We start from the raw sequence: 19,028 nt of genomic DNA on the forward strand, positions 1-19,028 counted from the left end.
GGACGATGGGCCGCGTGACCGCGCGCCGGGGCTCAATGTGGTGGCGATCGCCCGTAAGGTCGAGCGGCAAAGGCCGTTCTCCAGGCGTGCAAGCGTTAGCTCTCGCGTTCCGTCCGCTCGCGCCGCCCGCCCAGGATCCGATGGCGGCGCTCTTGCTCGCGGTCGGGCTCGGTCGTGCGAAGCCGTCGCCGGTCCAGGCTGTGCGGCCGAGGCCGAGTCCAGGTATGGTGGCGTCCGTGGCCGTTGCGCGTACGGATCTCGAAGCAGAGCGCGAGCTCTGCGAGCGCGCGAAGGCCGGCGATCGCGCGGCGCTCGGGCAGATCCTGCGTCGCTACGGTCCGATCCTCTACCGCTCGGTGCTCCTGCCGCGTCTCGGGCGCGAGGCGCTCGCGCAGGACGCGCTCGCCGAGACGTACGCGCGCGTCGTCGAGCGGTTTCATCAGTTCCAGTGGCAAGACGCGGGCGTCTACCCGTGGCTGCGCGTCGTGGGCTTGCGGATCGCGTACGACATCCTGCGATCACGCAAGCGCGAGACGCTGTACGAGCCCGACGATCTGCAGCGCGAGATCGACGCGGCGGAGGCCGATCCTTCGACGAACGGGGAGGCGGAGCTCTGCGAGAAGCGCGACCTCGCCGAGGCGCGTGCGCGGGTCGAGGCGGCGCTGCGATCGATCCATCCGCGGTACGCCGAGGCGATCCGGCTGCGCGTGCTCGAGGAGCGATCCCGCGAAGAGGTGGCGAGCGCGCTCGGCGTGACGGTCTCGACGTTCGACGTGGTGCTGCACCGCGCGCTCGCAGCGCTGAAGAAGGCGATCGACGTGCCTCGCGTGGCCGAGGGCAAGCTCGCGTCGAGGGAGGCTCCGCGATGAAAAGGGAGCACAAGCTCAGGCTGGTGCGTCCGGACGAGCGCGTCTCGTTCGAGGACGAGCCGCCGCCGTCGCCCGAGGAGCTCGCGGAGGCCGAGGCGCTCCGCGCGTCGCTCGAGAAGGGAGAGCACCCGCTCGCCGTGGTGCTGCGATCGGCGAGCGCGCCGGCATCGCTCGACGATGCGCTGAACGATGCGTTGATCGAGCGAGCGCTCGGCAAGAGCGAGACGCGCGCCGAGAGCGAGGACGAGCCACCGACGGCCTCCGAGCGCGCGGGGGCCGCGAAGCTGCGTGACGCGCTCGACGCGCCTCGCGGCGAGGAGCGGACGGTGCCGCTCGCGGAGCTCGCCGAGGCACTCGTCGCGGCGCACAGGCCGCGCTCGATCGAGCCGCTCCGCAACGAGGCGCTCATCGCGCGTGCGCTCGGACGAACGTCCGCGCAGCCGCGCAAGGGGCGCGTGCTGTCGGTCGTCACGGCGGCGGTCGTCATGGCGGCCGCGGCGGCTGCGGGCTTCGTGCTCACGCTGCGTCCTTCGGCAGAGAGCACAGTCGCAGAGGCGCCGGAGCTTCAGCGATCGCGCTCAGCAGGCGAGCTCTTCGACACGCCGTTCCCGCGTGTGGGCGGTGCGTCGGCGCGTGTCGATCGCATCGCGAGCGCGCGCGCCACGGAGCTCCGTCAGAACCGCTTCGCCTTGTGGGGTGTGCGATGACGCGCCGCTCGGTGAAGATGGCGATCGTGGCGATCGGGCTCGCGGTGATGGGCACGCTCGGCGTGAGCTGCGCGCGTTCGGAGCGCGCGGCGACGCAGCCTTCGGCATGCGAGCCCGGTGCCGCGCCGGTCGTCGACTCGGTGCTGCTCGCGTTCCTGTCCAAGGCGCGCGCCGCGCATCACAAGGCCGATCTCGCGGAGGCCTCGGGCGACGTGGCGGGCGCGATCGCCTCGCTCGAATCGCTCACGAGCGGCGCGCGTCCCGGCGGCTCGACGCCGCTGTCCGAGGCGAGCGAGGTTCTCTCCGACACGTACGCGCGCCTCGCCGATCTGCGCAGCGCGCAGAGCGAGTTCGACGTGGCGCTGCGCGACGTCGATGCGGGGCTCGCGCTGGCGAAGGAGACGACGTACTTCCGCGGTCATCTCTTCGAGGTGCGTGGGCTCGTCGAGGAGCGGCGCGCGAAGTCGATGCCCGAGGGCGAAAGTCGAGAGCGCGCGCGCAAGGCCGCGATGGATGCGTTCGACGAGGCCGTGCGGATCCAGGACCAGGTGATCTCCTCGGCGCTCGGCGACGCGGGCCCGCGCTGAGCACGCGCGTGGCGAGCGAGGACCCCGTCGCCGACGTCCGTGAGGGGGGGACGTGGACCCCGCGGCAACGCCTGAAGAACGACGTCGTGTACGTGCTCGTGCGGGCGCTCCTCGCTTTCGCGTTGCTCCTGCCGCGGCGTGTCCTCCGCGCCGCTTGTCGCGCCCTCGGGGGCGTCGCGTACGCCGTCCTGCCGCGCACGCGGCGCATCGTCGCGGCGAGGCTCGAAGCCGGACTCGGGAGATCGAAGGTTCGTGCTCAAAGCGTCTTCACGACCGTCGCGGGGATGCTCGCGGACACGCTCGATCTCCTGCGACCGGGCGAGCGCGCGGGGGCGCGGCTCTCGCTCGATCCGACGTCGCGCCGCGTGTTCGCGGACGCGCTCGCCGAGGGACGCGGTGTGGTGTTCGTCGCGGCGCACCTCGGGCCCTGGGAGCGCATGGCCGCGCTCCTCGTCGAGGAGGGTTTTCCCGTGGCCACCGTCGCGCGCGAGAGCTACGACCCGCGCTTCACCGAGCTCTACGAGCGACTGCGTCGTCCGCGCGGCGTTCGTTCGCTCTACCGAGGCCGGCGCGGCGTCGCGCTCTCCATCGCGCGCGAGCTCGCGGAAGGCCGCGCCGTGGGATTTCTCGTCGACATCCCCGCGCGTGTGCCCTCCACCACCCGACGCCTCTTCGGCGCCGATGTCCTCGTCCCGATCGGGCCCGCGCGCATCGCGCTCGCGCGTCGATCTGCGGTGGTGGTGGGCACGTGTGCGCCTCCCGCGCCCGCGCCGACCACCTCGGGTTCGTCGCACCCGATCGTCTTGATCTCCCGGGTTTCCCTGGACGATCTTGGGCCGGAATCTTGCGCCGAGGACGTTCTCGTGACGAGAATCACGGCCGAGCTCGAACGACGCATCGCGGCATGGCCGGAGGCGTGGCTCGGGAGCTTCGTGCCTCCCGGGCGTCCGGCTGCGTTGCGGGGCGCGCTCGATCCTCACTAGACTGCATGCTCGGTTCCGCGTCCGCTACGTCCGGTTTCCCCATGGTGCGTGTTCCTAGGCCGGTGCCCGGGTGCGACATCAAGTCGCTGCCGCTCAGGCCCGACGAGGCTTACCTGCTCTCGCGCATCGACGGCGTGGTGAGCGAGCGTGAGCTCTCGCTCATCACCGGTCTCTCGCAAGCCGAGGTGACGACCGCGCTGGATCGGCTCTTCGTGCTCGGCGCCGTCGACTTCAACGAGCCGACGGCGCCCGTGTCCCGCCGCGCGCACCCGAGCGTGGCGCCGTCCTCGGGAGCCACGTCCACCCGAGGAACCGAGGGCCCGTCGAGCCGCACGTTCGAAGGAGGCTTCCGCGCGGGTCCGTCGTCGCGGAGGTTCGAAGGGACCGTCGACGCTCCGCCCGCGAGCCGCCGGAGCTTCGAGCCGCTCGCGGATCTACCGCCGCCGACCCGGCGCAGCATCGAGCTCTCGGCCGAGCGACGCAGCGGCGCCGACACGGGCGTCGAGCCGCCGCCCGCGACGCGTCGCGCGATCGACCTCACGGTCGAGCAGCCGCGGATCGTCGATCCGGAGCTCGAAGAGCCCGTCGATCTCGATCACGCGAAGAAGAAGCGGGTCCTCGAGCTCTACGACGCGCTCGACGAGCGCAACCACTACGAGCTGCTCGGGGTGAGCATCGACGCGGACAAGAAGCAGATCAAGAGCGCGTACTGGGTGCTCGCGCCGGAGTTTCACCCCGACAAGTACTTCCGGAAAAAGCTCGGCACGTACAAGCAACGGATCGAAGCGATCTTCGACAGGCTCACGCTCGCGCACGACGTGCTCACGTCGAAGCAGCGCCGCGCGGAGTACGACACGTACCTCGAGCAGACGCGGCGAAACCGGACGATGGCCGCGCTCCTCGAGCACGATCCGGCCGACATCCCCGCGGTCGTCGCGGCGGCCGAGGATGCGCCGGGGAACGGGCCGCCGACGTTGCCCGGACGCCTCGTGGGCACGAAGCTCGCGTCGACCCCGATACGGCGCACGGTGGCCGACGCTGGCGGCACGTCCCCCGCGCCCGCGACGCCCCCTACGCCGACGAATGATCCCTTCCGCCGATACGACTCGACGCGGAACGAGGCGCGGCGTCTGCAGCTCGATCGGTACGTGCTGGCGGCGAAGGTGGCGCTCGAGCGGAAGGATCTCGCCGCCGCCGCGAACGCGTATCGGCTCGCGGTGGCCCTTGCGCCCGAGGACGACGCTCTCGCGCGCAAAGCGGTCGAGATCCAGCAGCAGGCGGCGGCGGAGCTCGCGGAGGGCTTCTTGCGTCAGGCCGAGTACGAGGCCAGCCAGGGGCGCTGGTCGGAGGCGGCCATGAGCTTCGCGAATGTCTGCAAAGCGAGGGGAGACGACCCCCGGCCGCACGAGCGTGTCGCGTTTTGCACGCTCAAGACCGGCCAGAACAACCGGCGCGCCATCGATTTCGCCCGCCGCGCGGTGAAGCTTTCACCTGGTGTCGGCGAGTACAGGCTCACCCTGGCGCGGGCTTACATGGCCGCCGGGCTGGAGACGAGCGCGCGGGTCGAGATGGAGCGCGCCGCCGAGCTTTCGCCGAACGATGCTAGGATACGCGAGGCGATCGCGCAGCTTCGCGCACAGATGAAGAAACCAGACGGCGCCGATCCCGAGAAATGATCCCCGGCGGCAGCGGTCTCGCCGTACTTTGGCACGTCTCTCCCCGGCACCCCCCTCCACGGAGCACCTGAATCGATGGAGCGCGTCATCGGAATCGATCTCGGCACCACGAACTCGTGCGTGGCCATCGTCGAGGACGGCGTACCGACCGTCATCCCGAACCGCGGCGGTTACAAGACGACCCCTTCGATGGTGGCGATCACCGAGGCCGGCAAGCGCCTCGTCGGTCACATCGCGAAGCGGCAGGCAATCACGAACGCGGAGAACACGGTCTACGCCGCCAAGCGCCTCATCGGGCGCAAGTTCTCCTCGTCGCAGGTCAAGCACGCGACGCTCTCGGCGTCGTACCGGATCGTCGAGGGGCCGCACGGCGACGTGCGGATCCAGCTTCGGGACAAGACGTACTCGGTCCCCGAGATCAGCGCGATGGTGCTGCAGGAGATGAAGCTCTTCGCGGAGGACTACCTCTCGGAGCCCGTCACGAAGGCCGTCATCACCGTGCCCGCGTACTTCAACGACGGCCAGCGCCAGGCCACGAAGGACGCGGGGCAGATCGCGGGGCTCGACGTCATCCGCATCGTCAACGAGCCCACGGCCGCCGCGCTCGCGTACGGCTTCGAGCGCAACGTCGAGAAGACGATCGCGGTCTTTGATCTCGGCGGCGGCACGTTCGACATCTCCATCCTGGAGATCGGCGCGGGCGGCGTGTTCAAGGTCATCGCCACCGCGGGCGACACGTTCCTCGGCGGCGAGGATTTCGACGCGCGGATCATCGACTGGCTCGTGCAGGGCTTCCGCGATCAGACGGGCGTCGATCTCAGGCAGGATCGCATGGCGCTGCAGCGGCTCAAGGACGCCGCCGAGAAAGCCAAGTGCGAGCTCTCGGGCGTGCGCGAGACCGAGATCAACCTGCCGTTCATCATCTCGAGCGGGCGCAACGAGGCCCTGCACCTCCAGCGCACGCTCACGCGCGACGCGATGGAGTCGCTCTCGGGCGATCTCGTCGAGCGCTGCATCGAGATCTGCCGCCAGACGCTGGACGACGCGCGCATCGAGCGCGAGGAGATCGAGGACGTGATCCTCGTCGGCGGCATGACGCGCATGCCGCGCGTGCAGGACGCGGTGCGCCAGTTCTTCGGCCGCGAGCCTTGCAAGGGCGTGCATCCCGACGAGGTCGTCGCGCTCGGCGCGGCCGTGCAGGGTGCCGCGCTCGTCGACGAGTCGAAGCAGATGGTGCTGCTCGACGTCACGCCGCACGCGCTCGGCATCATGACGCACGGGTCGAACTTCGACGAGCTCATCCCGATGAACACGACCGTGCCCACGAGCCGGTCGAAGATCTTCACGACGAGCCGCGACAACCAGACGGCCGTGAAGATCCTGGTCATGCAGGGCGAGAGCGCGCAGGCCGAGGGCAACGAGCTGCTCGGCGAGTTCGTCCTGACGGGGCTCCGGCGCGCGCCGAAGGGTCAGGTCGAGATCGAGGTGACGTTCGCCATCGACAGCGACGGCATCGTCTCCGTTGGCGCGAAGGACCTCGAGACCGGCCAGCAGCAGTCGATCCAGGTCACGGCTTCCAGCGGCCTCACGAAGGAGGAGGTCGGCGCGATGATGGAGGCCGCCAAGGAGTACCTCGTCGAGCGTCGCTCGAACGACGAATTTGAAGGGGTCAAGCAGGAAGCCGAGAAGGTCATCGTGGACATCGAAAAGATGTTCCCGAAGGTACAGGCCATCGTTCAGTCCAGCGATTTCGGGCGTGACGCCATCGAGAAGGCGCGCGCCATCCTCGAGCGTTGCCGCGATGCGATCGCCCGCAAGGATTTGACCGCGCTTCGTGGTCAGATGGACTCGCTCGCCCGCACGCACCGCATGTTCAAGGGCGTCATCGCCAGGCCGCAGGGGTGAGCACGGCGCGACGCTTTTTCGGGGTGTGATGTCGCAAAAGCCTCCCGAACGATCGAACGAAGAGACCGGAGACGAGGGACCGGGCCCGGAAGGCAAGGGCCCCGCGGATCGCGGCGCGCGCAAGCCCGTCGTGCCGCGTGGCCTCGGCCTCGCCGGCGACACCGTGCGTCCGCCGCAGCCCGTGGTCTCGTTCGGCGACGCCGAGCCGCTGCCGGACTTCATCCAGGATCGCGAGACGTTGCCGCCGCCCATCCCGATGGAGCAGCTCGTCGAGCAGATGATGAAGCCCGACGTGGAGGAGGAGCCACGCGGGTTCTCCGCGGCCTCCGAGACGATCCCGCCGCCGGCGAGCGACGTGGACACGGTGCGGCCGCGCGGTGACGACGCGAAGACGATCCCGCCGCGCGGCGACGACACGATCCCGCCGCGACCGCTCCACGAGGCGAAGACGGTCCCGCCGAGCGGCGACGATACCGAGCCGCCGCAGCGGGACGACGCGAAGACGATGCCGCCGCGCGCCGACGACACGGTCGACATGCGGCAGGACGATCTCGCCACGATGCCGCCGCCGCTGCTCGATCAAGACACGCTCCCGGGCGTGGCGCCGAACCTGCTCGAGGAGCACGAGCCGCTCTACCGCGGCATCGCCGCGCGCGAGTCGTCGTCGTCGCTCACGGCGCGGGCCCTCGACACGGCGGAGGCCGTGTTCGAAGAGCTCGGCGTGGAGCTCTTCCGCGCGAGAGACACGCTCGAGACCGAGCCGCCGCCGCGCAAGCTCGAGACCGAGCCGCCGCGCAAGCTCGAGACCGAGCCGCCACGTTCGCGCCCGGTGGAAGAGCCTCCGCGCTCGCGCCCCGCGGAAGAACCTCCGCGCTCGCGGCCCGTGGAAGAGCCTCCGCGCTCGCGCCCCGCGGACGAGCCCGTGCGCGCGCGTGTGCCCGCGCCTCCGCCGACGCCCGAGGAGACGCCGCGTCCTCGCGCGATGGTCGACGATCGTCCGCGTCTCTCGCCGCGCCTCACGCCTACGCGCACCGTAAAACCCACGTTGGACGCACCGCCGCCTCCGCCGGCGCCGAGCAGCGCGGCGGGTCGTCCGGGCTCGCATCGTCGGCGCGGATCGGAGACGGGAACACGCAGCAGCGAGTCGGTCATTTCGAGCGAGCGCTCCTCGCCCGTGCAGCACGTGCCCGCGAGCGAGCGGCTCAACGAGGTGCGGTCGCGGTACGAGGCCGGGGATCATCGCGGCGCGCTCGCGCTCGCGGAGGCGATCCTCGCGGACGCGCCGGACAACATCGGCGCGCTCAGCTACGCCGAGAGCTCGCGGCAGATCTTGAAGCAGAAGTACATGGCGCGCATCGGCGACATGAGCCTCGTCCCGCGCCTTCGGGCCTCCATCGAGGAGCTCGCGCGTGGCCTCGACGAGCGCGGGCGCCTCGTCGTCGCGTCGATCGACGGTGTGGCCTCGATCGAGGACATCATCGGCGGCGCGGGCCTGCCGACGATCGAGGTGCTGCGGGTCGTCCACGATCTGCTCGTGGCGCAGAAGCTCGAGCTCGTGACGTTCTCGAGAGGAAGACGATGAGCAAGCGGCAGGGGGGGCGGGGCGCGTGGGGTCGGACGCTCCTCGCCATCTTGGTGGGCCTCGGCGCGACGTACGGAGCCGCGCTCGCAGCGACCTCCGGCGTCTCGGCGGAGCCTGCGGGCGCGACGGGCGTCGAGCTCGCCGAAGCCGTCGTTCCGCCGAGCACCGCAGGCTCCGGCGCGCTGCCGGCGTTCGCCGCCGAGCCCATGGCCGCGCACGCTGATCCTGTCGCGAGTTACACGCTGCGCGCCTCGTTCGATCCGAAGCTCCACCAGGTGCGTGGCGAGGGCACGATCGTCTGGCGCAACGCCTCGCGCATCCCGCAGCGCGAGCTCTGGCTGCACCTCTACCTGAACGCCTTCAAGAACGAGAAGACGAACTACATGCGACAGCGCGCGCGCGGCTTCCGTGGTGGCGGCGCGCTCGCCGACTACGGCTGGATCCGCGTCTCGAAGCTGTTCGCACGCGAGCTCGACACGGAGCTCTGGGACAAGGCCGATCGGCACACGCCCGGCGATCCCGACGATGAGACTGACATCCGCGTCCCTTTGCCGCGCGCGATCGAGCCCGGCGAGACGCTCACGCTCGACGTCGCGTTCGTCTCCGATCTGCCGAGCGTCACGCTGCGGACCGGGTTCGACGAGAGCTTCCACATGGTCGCGCAGTGGTTCCCCAAGCTCGCGAAGATCGAGCCCGACGGGCGCTGGGCGCACTTCCCGTTCTATCGCTTCTCGGAGTTTTACGCCGACTACGGCAACTACGACGTCACCATCGACGCGCCCGAGGGCTACGTCGTCGGCGCGACCGGCAGGCTCGACAAGGAGAGCGCGAAGGACGGCCGTGTCGAGCGCCGTTTCCTGCAAGAGGACGTGCACGACTTCGCGTTCACCGCGTGGGATCACTTCCGCGAGGTCACGGCGACGACAGCGGACGGCGTCGCGCTCCGTTGCCTCTATCCGCCGGGCTTCGATCGCGTCGCGACGATCGAGCTCGACGCGGTGCGGTTCGGTCTCGAGCACTTCGGCGCGGCGTACGGAAAGTATCCGTACGGCACGGTCACGATCGTGCATCCGCCGCCCGGCGCCGGCGAGGCCGGGGGCATGGAGTACCCCACGCTGATCACCACGGGCGGCGCGTGGTGGACGCCCGAGACGGGCGCGCGCGCCATCGAGGGCGTGACGATCCACGAGCTCGGGCATCAGTGGTTCTACGGGCTCGTCGCGACGAACGAGCATGCCTTCCCGTTCCTCGACGAGGGCCTCAACTCGTACGCCGAAGGCGAGTCCATGGAGGCGCGCTGGCCCTCGAACTCGGCGCTCCGCTTGCCCGGCGGCTTCAGCGTCGCGCTCCCCGCGGCCTACCGCGTCGCCGCCGCCGAGGTCGAGCACAACGAGGCCGTCGCGCAGTCTGCCGCGCGTTTCGCGAGCGGCAGCGACTACGGCTCGCTCGTCTACTCGCGCACGGCGACGATCTTGAACACGCTCGCCGGCGTCTACGGCCCCGATCGCGTCCGCGAGGCGATCGGCCGGTACACGCGCCGCTACCGCTTCCGCCACCCCGGGCCCGAGGAGCTCCTCGGCATCATTCGCGACACGATGGGTCCCGACGCCGAGCTCGCCACGCGTCAGGCAGTCTTCGAGCGCGGCTGGGTCGACTACTCGGTCGCCGAGATCAGCTCGAGCCGCATGGATCCGCTCGGCGGCATCTTCGGCGATCCGGACAAACCTTCGGCCGCGCCCGTGCTCGACACGTACGGCTACCGCGGCCGTGTCCTCGTCCGGCGCCGCGGCACGCTCGTCTTCCCCGTCGACATCGATCTCGTGATGGCCGATGGCTCGACGAAGCGCGTGCGCTGGGACGGCAAGGGCGTCACGCACGAGGTCGACTACGAGGGCGAGCGCGAGCTCGTCGCGGCCGTCATCGATCCCGAGCATCGCGTGCTGCTCGACGACGACCTCTTGAACAACGCGCAGAGCCAGCGAGGCGGCGGGCCCGGTTCGCGGGTGCTCGAGCGCGGCGTGTTCGGCGCCGAGCTCCTCCTCTGGCTCCTCGCTCCGTGAGCACCATGAACCACGCGCAAGGCACGATCGAAGAGAGACCTCTCGCGCGCAAGCGCCCCGGGGTGGTGCTGCTCGCCTACGCCTTCCGCCTCGTCGCGGCCTTCGTGCTCGCGTGGCCCTTCGCCGTCACGCTCGGTGGCGCCGTCTCCGGTTATCCGCGCGGAGATGCCGTCCTCTTCGATCAAGGCGGCATGCTCCTCCTCGAAGCGCTGCGCCGTTCGGCCGGCGCCCTCAGGCCGGCGACGTCGAGCTCGCTCTTGCTCTTCGTCCTCGTCTGCTTCCTGAGCCTCTTGCCGCTCGCCGCGCTCCTCGGCGCGCTCGGCGCGAAGGGTCGCATCACCGCGCGTGATCTCGGCGCGTGGGCCCTCCGCCCGATCGGCACCTTCTCGCTCTTGCTCGGCGCGGCGGCGATCGTGGAGGCGATCCTCGGCGGCATCGCGATCGGCATCGGCAACGCCGTCGCGCGCAGGGAGACGATCGACCTGCGCGCCGCCGATCAGATCCGCGTCGGCTTCGTCGCGGGCGCGCTCCTCCTCGTCCTCTTCGTCTCCGTCTTCCACGACCTCGCGCGTGTCGCGACCGTGCGCGGCGAGCTTGGCTTTCGCGCCTCCATCAAGCGCGCCTTTGCCGCCTTTCGCAGCGCGCCGCTCTCGCTCCTCGCAGGCTGGTCCTGGCGCGCCGCGCTCGGTGCCGTGCTCCTCGGCGCCGCGCTCGTCGTCGCCTCCCGCCTCGGTGTCGAGCGCAAGTCGCAGGTCGTCGCCGGATTCTTGGTGCACCAAGCATCCGTGCTGGCGGTCTTCTTCCTCCGCGCGTCCTGGCTCGCGGCGGCCATCCGCCACGTCGATCGCGTCTTGCCGAAGACCACGACCGGGCCTGTCGTCCCGGCCTTGCTCCCCGAGTCCCCCGCCGAAGACGACGCCGAGCCCCCCGCGCCGCTCGGGCTCCTCGCTCCAAACCCCGAGGAAAACCCTTCGGCCGAGGCTCTGGACCCGGTGCCCGTTCGCCCCGAAGAAAAAGTTGTCGCGGAAGAACGATTGGACGCTTGACTTGGGAGACGATCCGCGTAACGTACGCGGTCCGCGGAGCTCGCGAGAGCCAACGCGGAGAACGCCCAGGTAGCTCAGTTGGTAGAGCAGCGGATTGAAAATCCGCGTGTGGTTGGTTCGATTCCGACCCTGGGCACTACGTTTCGATTCTAGACGCTGCCTCCCCATCGAGGCGGCGTCCGTCGAGAGCATCACGTCATCCGTGTGACGGCGATGCAGCCTTTCCCCGGCTGATGCAGAATGCAGACGGCCGGGAGGGCTCAAGTTGTTGCCCTCTCCGGCGCTGGCTCGGGTTCTTTGCTTGGCGCGCGGCGCCGGGAGAGAGGCAGCAACATGAGAGGCAAACACGCGGTTTGCGTGGGGATCGGCGCGACCTTCGCCATCCTCGTCGGGCTTTCTGCGGGCGCTTGTGGCGGGGGCGGCAGCTCCACGCCCACGGGTTCGGCCGGCTCCGCCGGCACGGCGCAAGGCGGCATGGGTGGCCAGGGCGGCACGGGTGGCGATGGCGTCGGCGGCAGCATCTTCACGGGTGGCGGACCGCCTTGCTCGAACCTCGAGTGCCAGCAGGTGAACTGCGCCGGCGGCGCCAAGACCACGGTGAGCGGCAAGGTCTTCGATCCGGCCGGCAAAACGCCGCTCTACAACGTCACCGTCTACATCCCGAACGAGCCCCTCAAGCCCCTCCCCGAGGGCGCGAGCTGCGATCAATGCGGCTCCGTGCTTTCCGGTGACCCGGTGGTCACCGCGCTCACGGACACCGAGGGCAAGTTCGTCCTGGAAAACGTTCCGGTCGGCAAGGACATCCCGCTCGTGATCCAGGTCGGCAAGTGGCGCCGGGAAATCGTGCTGCCCGAGGTCACCGAGTGCGTCGACAACGCGCTCACCGATCCCCAGGTCACGCGCCTGCCGCGCAACCAGTCCGAGGGTCATCTCCCGCGGATCGCGCTCACCACGGGCGGCGCCGATCCGCTCGAGTGCCTTCTGCGCAAGATCGGCATCGACGACGCCGAGTTCACGCCTGCCGACGGCCCTGGCCGCGTCCAGCTCTTCGCGGGCCCGGGCGGCTCGAGCAAGTACGCCTCGTCGCTCAACAACGGTGCCAACTTCGCCGCCGCGACCACGCTCTGGGGCACGCTCGAGAGCCTCCAGAAGTACGACATCGTCCTCATGGCCTGCGAGGCCAACCAGAACCCCGGGCAGAAGCCCGAGTCCGCGCGGCAGGCTCTGTTCGACTACGCCTCGCAGGGCGGACGCATCTTCGCCTCGCACTGGCACAACTACTGGCTCGAAGAGGGCCCCGATCCCTTCCCGCAGACGGCGGTCTTCAACCACCAGTCCGACCTCGCGAACCCCTTCACCGCGAAGATCGACGACACCTTCCCCAAGGGCGCCGCGCTCCGCGACTGGCTCGTCAACGTGAACGCCTCGACCACCGCTGGCGAGCTCGTCATCAAGGAAGGACAACACACGGTCGACGAGGTCAACCCGGCCATCTCGCGCCGCTGGATCTACGGAGAAAACCCGGGCTCGGTCCAGTACCTCACGTTCAACACGCCGATCGGCGTCGCCGAGGAGAACCAGTGCGGGCGTGTCGTCTTCAGCGACATCCACGTCTCGTCGGGCGACGAGATCGGCGTCGCGTTCCCGAGCGGGTGCAAGACGACGGATCTCTCGCCGCAGGAGAAGGCGCTGCTCTTCATGCTCTTCGACCTCTCGGCTTGCGTGCAGCCCGACGACGAGCCGCCCATCCCGCCGAAATGAGGCTGGCGCCGGATCCCTGCTCGACTAAGGGAGGGCGGGTATGCGGATCGTCTCGTCCCTCCCGTCGATCGTCGCGGCCGTCGTGTTTTTCGCCGCGTGTTCCGCCGCCACACCCGAGCCCGTGACGGCCGGCCCGCCGCCGGCGCCGCCGCCCCCCGCGCCGCCCCCCGCGGCCGCCGTCCCCACCGACAAGCCCGCGGACGCGACGCCCGCAGACACGACCGCGAAGCCCGCCGAACCTCCGCCGGCCACGAGCGCCATGGCCACGCCCGCGCCCACGCCCGTGCCTTCCGCCGAGCCTTCCGCGTGTCCTCCCGACATGAAGCTCGTCGAGGGCGAGTACTGCACGGAGGTCGAGCACAAGTGCAAGAAGAGCTGGTTCGACAAATCGAACAAGAAGACGGTCTGCGAGGAGTTCGAGCCCACGAGCAAGTGCGTCGGCAAGAAGGTGAAGAAGCGCTACTGCGTCGACACCTATGAATGGCCGAACCAGAAGGGCGTGCGGCCCGAGGTGATGAACCGCTTCCACCAGGCGCAGATCAAGTGCGCCTCCGTGGGCAAGCGCATGTGCACCGAGTCCGAGTGGAACTTCGCCTGCGAGGGCCCCGAGATGAAGCCCTTCCCGCACGGCTACGTCCGCGATGCAGCCAAGTGCAACGGCGACCACCTCTGGGACGATCCCAACATGAAGAAGGTCGCCGCGCGTGACGGAGACGAGCTCGCGCGCCTCTGGAAGGGCGTGCCGAGTGGCTCCCAGCCGAACTGCATCAGCGACTTCGGCGTTGCCGACATGCCGGCCAACACCGACGAGGTCGTCGCGAGCGAGCAACCCAAGGGCTCACGCCACGCGCTTTACGACAGCGTCCACACCGGCGGCCCTTGGTACAAGGGCGTCCGCAATCAGTGCCGCCCCAAGGTCTACACGCACGACGAAGACTTTTATTACTACTTCTTGAGCTTCCGCTGCTGCGCCGAGGCGGACGGCAAACCCACCGATCCGCGCACGCCGTGGCAGGCCCGGGACAAGTGGACGATCCAGAAGGTCGAGAAGCGGGCCGGGTTCACCATCGCCGAGATGCAGAAGAAGCTCGAGGCGAAGAAGCAGGGCCAGTGCACCTGCGCCGCGCAAGACATCCTCTGCAAGACCATGTGCGGCACGTTGCTCGGCCCCGGCGCCGTCGACGCGAAGCACTGACCGCCCAGTCAGTCGTGTCGCCGTTTCACCCACCCGAGGCGCGGATCGCCGGGGGTTTGTGGCGCGCGCGCCAAAGGTGTACCTTGGCGATCCCATGTCGGAGTCCCAGGACGTCCCCGAGCGCCTCGGTCGCTACGAGATCGTAGAGCGACTCGCGTCCGGCGGCATGGGTGAGGTCTTCATCGCGCGTTTCGTCGCGCCCGGCGGCTTCGTCAAACCGGTGGCGGTCAAGCGCATCCATCCGCATCTCGCGGAGGACGAGACCTTCATCCACATGCTGCACGACGAGGCCAACGTCGCTGCGGCGATCCGGCACCCGAACATCATTTCGACGATCGACGTCGGCTTCGAGGCCGGAAACCACTTCGTCGTCCTCGACTACGCGAACGGCGACCCGCTGCAGCGCATGCTGCGCGACATCCGGAAGAACCACAGCGCGGCGTTTCCCGACTGGATGGTCGCCTGGATCGGCGCCGAGGTCGCCTCCGCGCTGCACGCCGCGCACGAGGCCAAGAACCTCGAAGGCGAGTCGCTGGAGATCATCCACCGCGACGTTTCGACCTCGAACGTGATCCTCTCGGACGCGGGTCACCCCATGCTCTTCGACTTCGGCGTGGCGAAGGCGAAACAGCGCATGGTGCAGACGTCGCACGGCGAGCTGAAGGGCAAGCTCCCGTATATGGCCCCCGAGACGTTCCGCGGTGAGGCCGTGGATCGGACCGTCGACGTTTTCAGCCTCGGCGTGATGCTCTACGAACTCTGCACGGGCAACTCGCCCTTCGCGCGGAACTCGGATCTCGAAACGATCATGGCCCTGCAGAGCGCGGTCGTGGAGCCGCCGAGCCGCGTGCGCGACGCGATCCACGACTCGCTCGATCCCATCGTGATGCGCACGATGGCGCGTGATCGCGCCGAGCGATATCCGACGGCCCTCGCCGTGGAGAACGATCTCCGCGCCTGGGCGCGCGCCCGTGGCGCCCCGCACGACGCCGCCTCGGCCGCGGCGTGGATCGCCGAGACCTTTCCCGAGCGGTGCGCGTTCCGGAAGGCCTTGCTCGCGCGCGTGGCGAGCAACGCGCCGCGATCGCAGATGATCTCGTCGCCGCGCATCAACACACTGACGCCGGGCGCGTTCACGCCGCCCTCGCGTCCCCCCGGGCAGCTTCAGACGCCGACGCCCGGGCTGGTCTCGCACACCCCCGCGCCCCTCTCCGGAATGACGCCGGCGCCGAGCAGCTACGTGCCGTTCGGCCCGGAGCCGAGCGTCACGTCGAGCTCGTCGATCCCGGGGGTCGCGCCGAGCGACCCGCATGCGCTCGGGCAGGAGTTTCCTCCGCCGCGGAGCTCCGCGTCGAGGATGCCCGTCTTTCTCGGCGTGCTCGTCACGCTGGTCCTCGGCTGCGTCGCGTTCTTCGTTCTCGGCGCGCGAGGTGGCGACGACACGACTGCGGCCGCGGCGCCCCCGTCGGCCGTCTCGCCCGTGCCCGAGCCCTCTGCGATTCCGGCGGCTCTCACCGCGCCCTCGTCCTCGGCCGCGCAAGAGCCGCTGGCCGCGTCCGCCAAGCCCTCCGCGAAGCCTGGCGCGACGGCCCCGAAGGCGGGCGGGGCGCCTCCGCCTCTGAAGAAGGGCGGACCTCTCGTTCGGAGTTACGACTGATGCGTCGTTCGCCGTTGCGATGGCTCTCCATCGCCCCTGTCGTCGCTTGCTTGCTCGTCGCGCCTGCCGTGCTCGGCGCGGGCCCTGCCAAACCCACGCCCGAACAGCGCGAGGCGCGCGCCCTCTTCGACCAGGGCCTCGCGCTCAGCGACGAGGGCAAATGGTCCGAGGCCCTCGAGGCCTTCCGCAAGTCGGACGACATCAGCCCTTCGACGAACGTCCGCTTCAACATTGCCGCCTCGCTGCGCGCCCTCGGCCGTTACGTCGAGGCCCGTGACACCCTCGACGGCGCGGTCGCCGACGCCGAGGCGCGCAAGGTGCCCATCAAGCCCGCGCTGAAGACCGAGATAGACAAGCTCCGCGAGGACGTCACCACGAAGATCGTCCGCATCGAGCTCCAGAAGAGCCCCACTGACGCGGAGGTCACCGTCGACGGCGTGCCCTTGAAGCTTGCGTCGGACGGCCGCGCCGAGCTCGATCCCGGCAAGCACGTGTTCGTGATCAGCGCCAAGGGCCACGACACGACCACGGTCACGAAGACGCTCTCGCAGGGCGACCCGACGCTCCTGCTCACCGCGCCGCGCCGCGCGACCGTGGAGGCGCCCAAGCCCCAGGAACCGCCCTTCTACAAGCGCGGCTGGTTCTGGGGCACGGTGGGCGGCGTCGTGGGCGCCGCCGCTCTGGTGACCGTGATCGTCGTGGTCACGCGTCCCGATGCGCCCGTGGTGGCCGGCCCTCCGACGAGCACGGTCGATCGCGTCTTCCCCGCGATCGTGAGGTTCTGATGCAGGGCGCTGCTCGCGAAACGCCCCGTCCTCGCCGACGCGCGGCCCTCGCGCTCGTGGTGGGCTCGCTCCTCTCCGTGACGGCCGGCATGCTCGTCTCGGCGTGCGGATCGGACGTCACCGGAGATCCGAGTTACCTCCTCGTCGAGCTCGCCCCCGTCGAGTCGCCTGCGAAGCCCGGCGCTGCGCGCGTCGTGGTCACCAAAGGTACCGCCGAGATCGCCGCGCTCTGCGTGAACCTCGCGGGGGATAACCCGGCGAGCTTCGTCCTCAAGCGTGATGCGGGCAAACCTGCGACGGATCGCATCAACATCGAGGTCCTCTCGTTCGCGACCTTGAAGGGCCAGGAGAACGCGGGGCCGGGCAAGGAGTTCGCTTGTCCGCCCACCCTCCCGCCCACCCTCGGGGACGTGCAGACGATCGACGTCGACTTTTGCGAAGGGCAGACGCGCAAGCTCGTCTTCCAGGTCGGCTCCGTGTGCGGATGCGAGGACGCGGATGCAGGGCCCGGCGACGACGCGGGCGACGCGGGCGAGAGCGACGCGGGCGAGAGCGACGGCGGTGACGTCGACGCGGGGCCGTCCTGTGGATGCGCGCCCGGCTTCTCGTGCGGCGTGGGCCTCACGACCACGGGCGCGACGTGCGCGCCTTCGACATGTTGCGGCGCGAAGCTCTCCTCGGCGTGCGCGCTCGGTAGCTGAGCCCGTTCGGATTGCGCGCGCGCCGCGATCGGCGCGACCATGAGGCATGTCCCGGCCGCCCGCTTCTCTCGCGCTCCGCGGCGTCCTCGCCTCGGCTCTCGCCCTCGTCCTCGTCGTGTTCGGCTTGCATTGCGGCAGCGACGTCGAACCCGTGACAGTCACCGACGTCACGCTCGTGATGGGTGTCGGCACCGAATGCGCGGCGCGCCTTCGCGCCATCACGATGAAGGTCGAGACCGGGACGCGCCTCGACGCCACCGAGACCATGCTCGTCGCGAGCGCGGCCGAGCTGCCCCTCGCGCGCCGCATCTCGCTCTCGGATCCCGAGGGCACGAAGCACCGCGCCTCGGCCGCGTTCGACCTCGCGCGGGACGACGGTTTTACCGTCACGGAGACGATCTTCACCGAGTTCCCCGCGGGCACGACGGGCGTGATTCCGCTCAGCCTGCCGTGTGTTTGCCTCGAGCATCCGTGCCCGACGGGGTACGTCTGCAAAGAGGAGCCTCCGGGCAGCGGCGAGCCTTCCTGCGTCGCGCAGCCGAACTGCGGCGACGGCGCGTGCGTGCCCGGCGAGTCGTGCGGCACCTGCCTCGTCGATTGCCCGTGCAACTGCGGCGACATGAACTGCGAAGGCACCGAGACGTGCGCGAGCTGCCCGGGCGATTGCGGCGAGTGCTGCGGCAACGGCATGTGCGACACGGGCTTCGGCGAGAACTGCTCGAACTGCGACAGCGACTGCGGCGCTTGCTGCCCGAACGGCACGTGTGACACGAGCTTCGGCGAGAACTGCTCGACCTGCGCGGAGGACTGCGGCGACTGCTGCGGCGACGGCGCCTGCAACTTCGGCGAGAAGTGCTCGACCTGTTACGACGACTGCGACTGCTGCGGCAACGCCGTCTGCGAGCCGGACGAGGTCCTCTGCGGCGCGTGCGCCTCCGACTGCGGCACGTGCCCCGACTGCGGCGACGGCGTCTGCCAGAACCACGAGAACCACGACAAGTGCCCGACCGACTGCCCCGGCGGCTGCGGCAACGGCACCTGCGGCGCCGGCGAGACGAAGCTCACTTGCCCCAAGGACTGCGGCGAGGTCTGCGGCAACAAGTCCTGCGGCGGCACCGAGAACTGTTCGACCTGCGCGGCCGACTGCGGCGCGTGCTGCGGCAACGACAAGTGCGACTTCGGCGAGACATGCCTGACCTGCCCGGAAGACTGCACCGGCGCGTGCTGCGGCAACGGCACCTGCGAGAGCGGCGAGACGTGCACGAGCTGCGTCTCGGACTGCGGGCCCAAGTGCGGCGATGGCGTGTGCCACTGCAGCGAGGCCGTCTCCTGCGCGGCCGACTGCCCCGGCACGTGCGGCGACGGCACCTGCCAGGCGTTCGAGACCTGCCTGAGCTGCGCCGCGGACTGCGGCGCGTGCACCGGCACGTGCGGCGACGGCACCTGCACGAAGGGCAACGAGAACCAGTGCACGTGCCCCGCGGACTGCGGCGGCAAGTGCCCGCCGTGATGCG

General features: G+C 70.0%; 15 protein-coding genes and 1 tRNA gene. All 16 read left to right on the forward strand.

The window, feature by feature from the left end; translation table 11 throughout:
* Positions 1–86 precede the first annotated feature (86 nt).
* Complete coding sequence (locus KEG38_RS31090) at positions 87–869, forward strand: RNA polymerase sigma factor (protein ID WP_272423555.1); 783 nt, start codon at positions 87–89, stop codon at positions 867–869.
* Entirely contained in the window at positions 866–1,576 is a 711-nt protein-coding gene (locus KEG38_RS31095) for a hypothetical protein (protein WP_272423556.1), read from the forward strand. The genes KEG38_RS31090 and KEG38_RS31095 overlap by 4 nt, the downstream gene beginning before the upstream one ends.
* Complete coding sequence (locus KEG38_RS31100; protein WP_272423557.1) at positions 1,573–2,163, forward strand: hypothetical protein; 591 nt, start codon at positions 1,573–1,575, stop codon at positions 2,161–2,163. Before KEG38_RS31095 ends, KEG38_RS31100 begins: the two co-directional genes overlap by 4 nt.
* Positions 2,164–2,171: 8 nt before the next feature.
* On the forward strand, positions 2,172–3,146 hold the full coding sequence (locus KEG38_RS31105) for a lysophospholipid acyltransferase family protein (RefSeq protein WP_272423558.1): 975 nt from the start codon (positions 2,172–2,174) through the stop codon (positions 3,144–3,146).
* Positions 3,147–3,187: 41 nt separating this feature from the next.
* Entirely contained in the window at positions 3,188–4,822 is a 1,635-nt protein-coding gene (locus KEG38_RS31110) for a DnaJ domain-containing protein (RefSeq protein ID WP_272423559.1), read from the forward strand.
* A 75-nt stretch (positions 4,823–4,897) separates the two neighbouring features.
* Entirely contained in the window at positions 4,898–6,727 is a 1,830-nt protein-coding gene (gene dnaK / locus KEG38_RS31115) for a molecular chaperone DnaK (protein ID WP_272423560.1), read from the forward strand.
* A 28-nt stretch (positions 6,728–6,755) separates the two neighbouring features.
* Positions 6,756–8,309, forward strand: coding sequence for a hypothetical protein (locus KEG38_RS31120; RefSeq protein WP_272423561.1), 1,554 nt, complete (start codon positions 6,756–6,758; stop codon positions 8,307–8,309).
* Positions 8,306–10,369, forward strand: a complete 2,064-nt coding sequence (locus KEG38_RS31125) for a M1 family metallopeptidase (RefSeq protein WP_272423562.1) — start codon at positions 8,306–8,308, stop codon at positions 10,367–10,369. Before KEG38_RS31120 ends, KEG38_RS31125 begins: the two co-directional genes overlap by 4 nt.
* 5 nt (positions 10,370–10,374) lie before the next feature.
* Positions 10,375–11,415, forward strand: coding sequence for a hypothetical protein (locus KEG38_RS31130; RefSeq protein ID WP_272423563.1), 1,041 nt, complete (start codon positions 10,375–10,377; stop codon positions 11,413–11,415).
* Between the two features lie 63 nt (positions 11,416–11,478).
* Positions 11,479–11,551: transfer RNA gene (locus KEG38_RS31135), tRNA-Phe, on the forward strand.
* A 197-nt stretch (positions 11,552–11,748) separates the two neighbouring features.
* Positions 11,749–13,176: a carboxypeptidase-like regulatory domain-containing protein gene (locus KEG38_RS31140; RefSeq protein WP_272423564.1), complete on the forward strand. Its 1,428-nt coding sequence runs from the start codon at positions 11,749–11,751 to the stop codon at positions 13,174–13,176.
* 40 nt (positions 13,177–13,216) lie between these two features.
* Positions 13,217–14,371 carry an SUMF1/EgtB/PvdO family nonheme iron enzyme gene (locus KEG38_RS31145; protein ID WP_272423565.1) on the forward strand — a complete coding sequence of 385 codons (1,155 nt, stop codon included), beginning with the start codon at positions 13,217–13,219 and terminating at the stop codon, positions 14,369–14,371.
* A 94-nt stretch (positions 14,372–14,465) separates the two neighbouring features.
* The gene (locus tag KEG38_RS31150) at positions 14,466–16,028 is read left to right on the forward strand and encodes a serine/threonine protein kinase (protein ID WP_272423566.1); all 1,563 of its coding nucleotides are present in this window, start codon (positions 14,466–14,468) and stop codon (positions 16,026–16,028) included.
* Positions 16,028–16,813: a tetratricopeptide repeat protein gene (locus KEG38_RS31155; RefSeq protein ID WP_272423567.1), complete on the forward strand. Its 786-nt coding sequence runs from the start codon at positions 16,028–16,030 to the stop codon at positions 16,811–16,813. The genes KEG38_RS31150 and KEG38_RS31155 overlap by 1 nt, the downstream gene beginning before the upstream one ends.
* Positions 16,813–17,514 (forward strand): hypothetical protein, encoded by a 702-nt coding sequence (locus KEG38_RS31160; protein WP_272423568.1) that lies wholly within the window; start codon positions 16,813–16,815, stop codon positions 17,512–17,514. Before KEG38_RS31155 ends, KEG38_RS31160 begins: the two co-directional genes overlap by 1 nt.
* Positions 17,515–17,560: 46 nt before the next feature.
* Positions 17,561–19,024 (forward strand): hypothetical protein, encoded by a 1,464-nt coding sequence (locus tag KEG38_RS31165; RefSeq protein WP_272423569.1) that lies wholly within the window; start codon positions 17,561–17,563, stop codon positions 19,022–19,024.
* Positions 19,025–19,028: the final 4 nt, after the last annotated feature.

Source organism: Polyangium jinanense, from assembly GCF_028435265.1.
GTDB classification, from domain to species: Bacteria; Myxococcota_A; Polyangia; order Polyangiales; family Polyangiaceae; genus Polyangium; species Polyangium jinanense.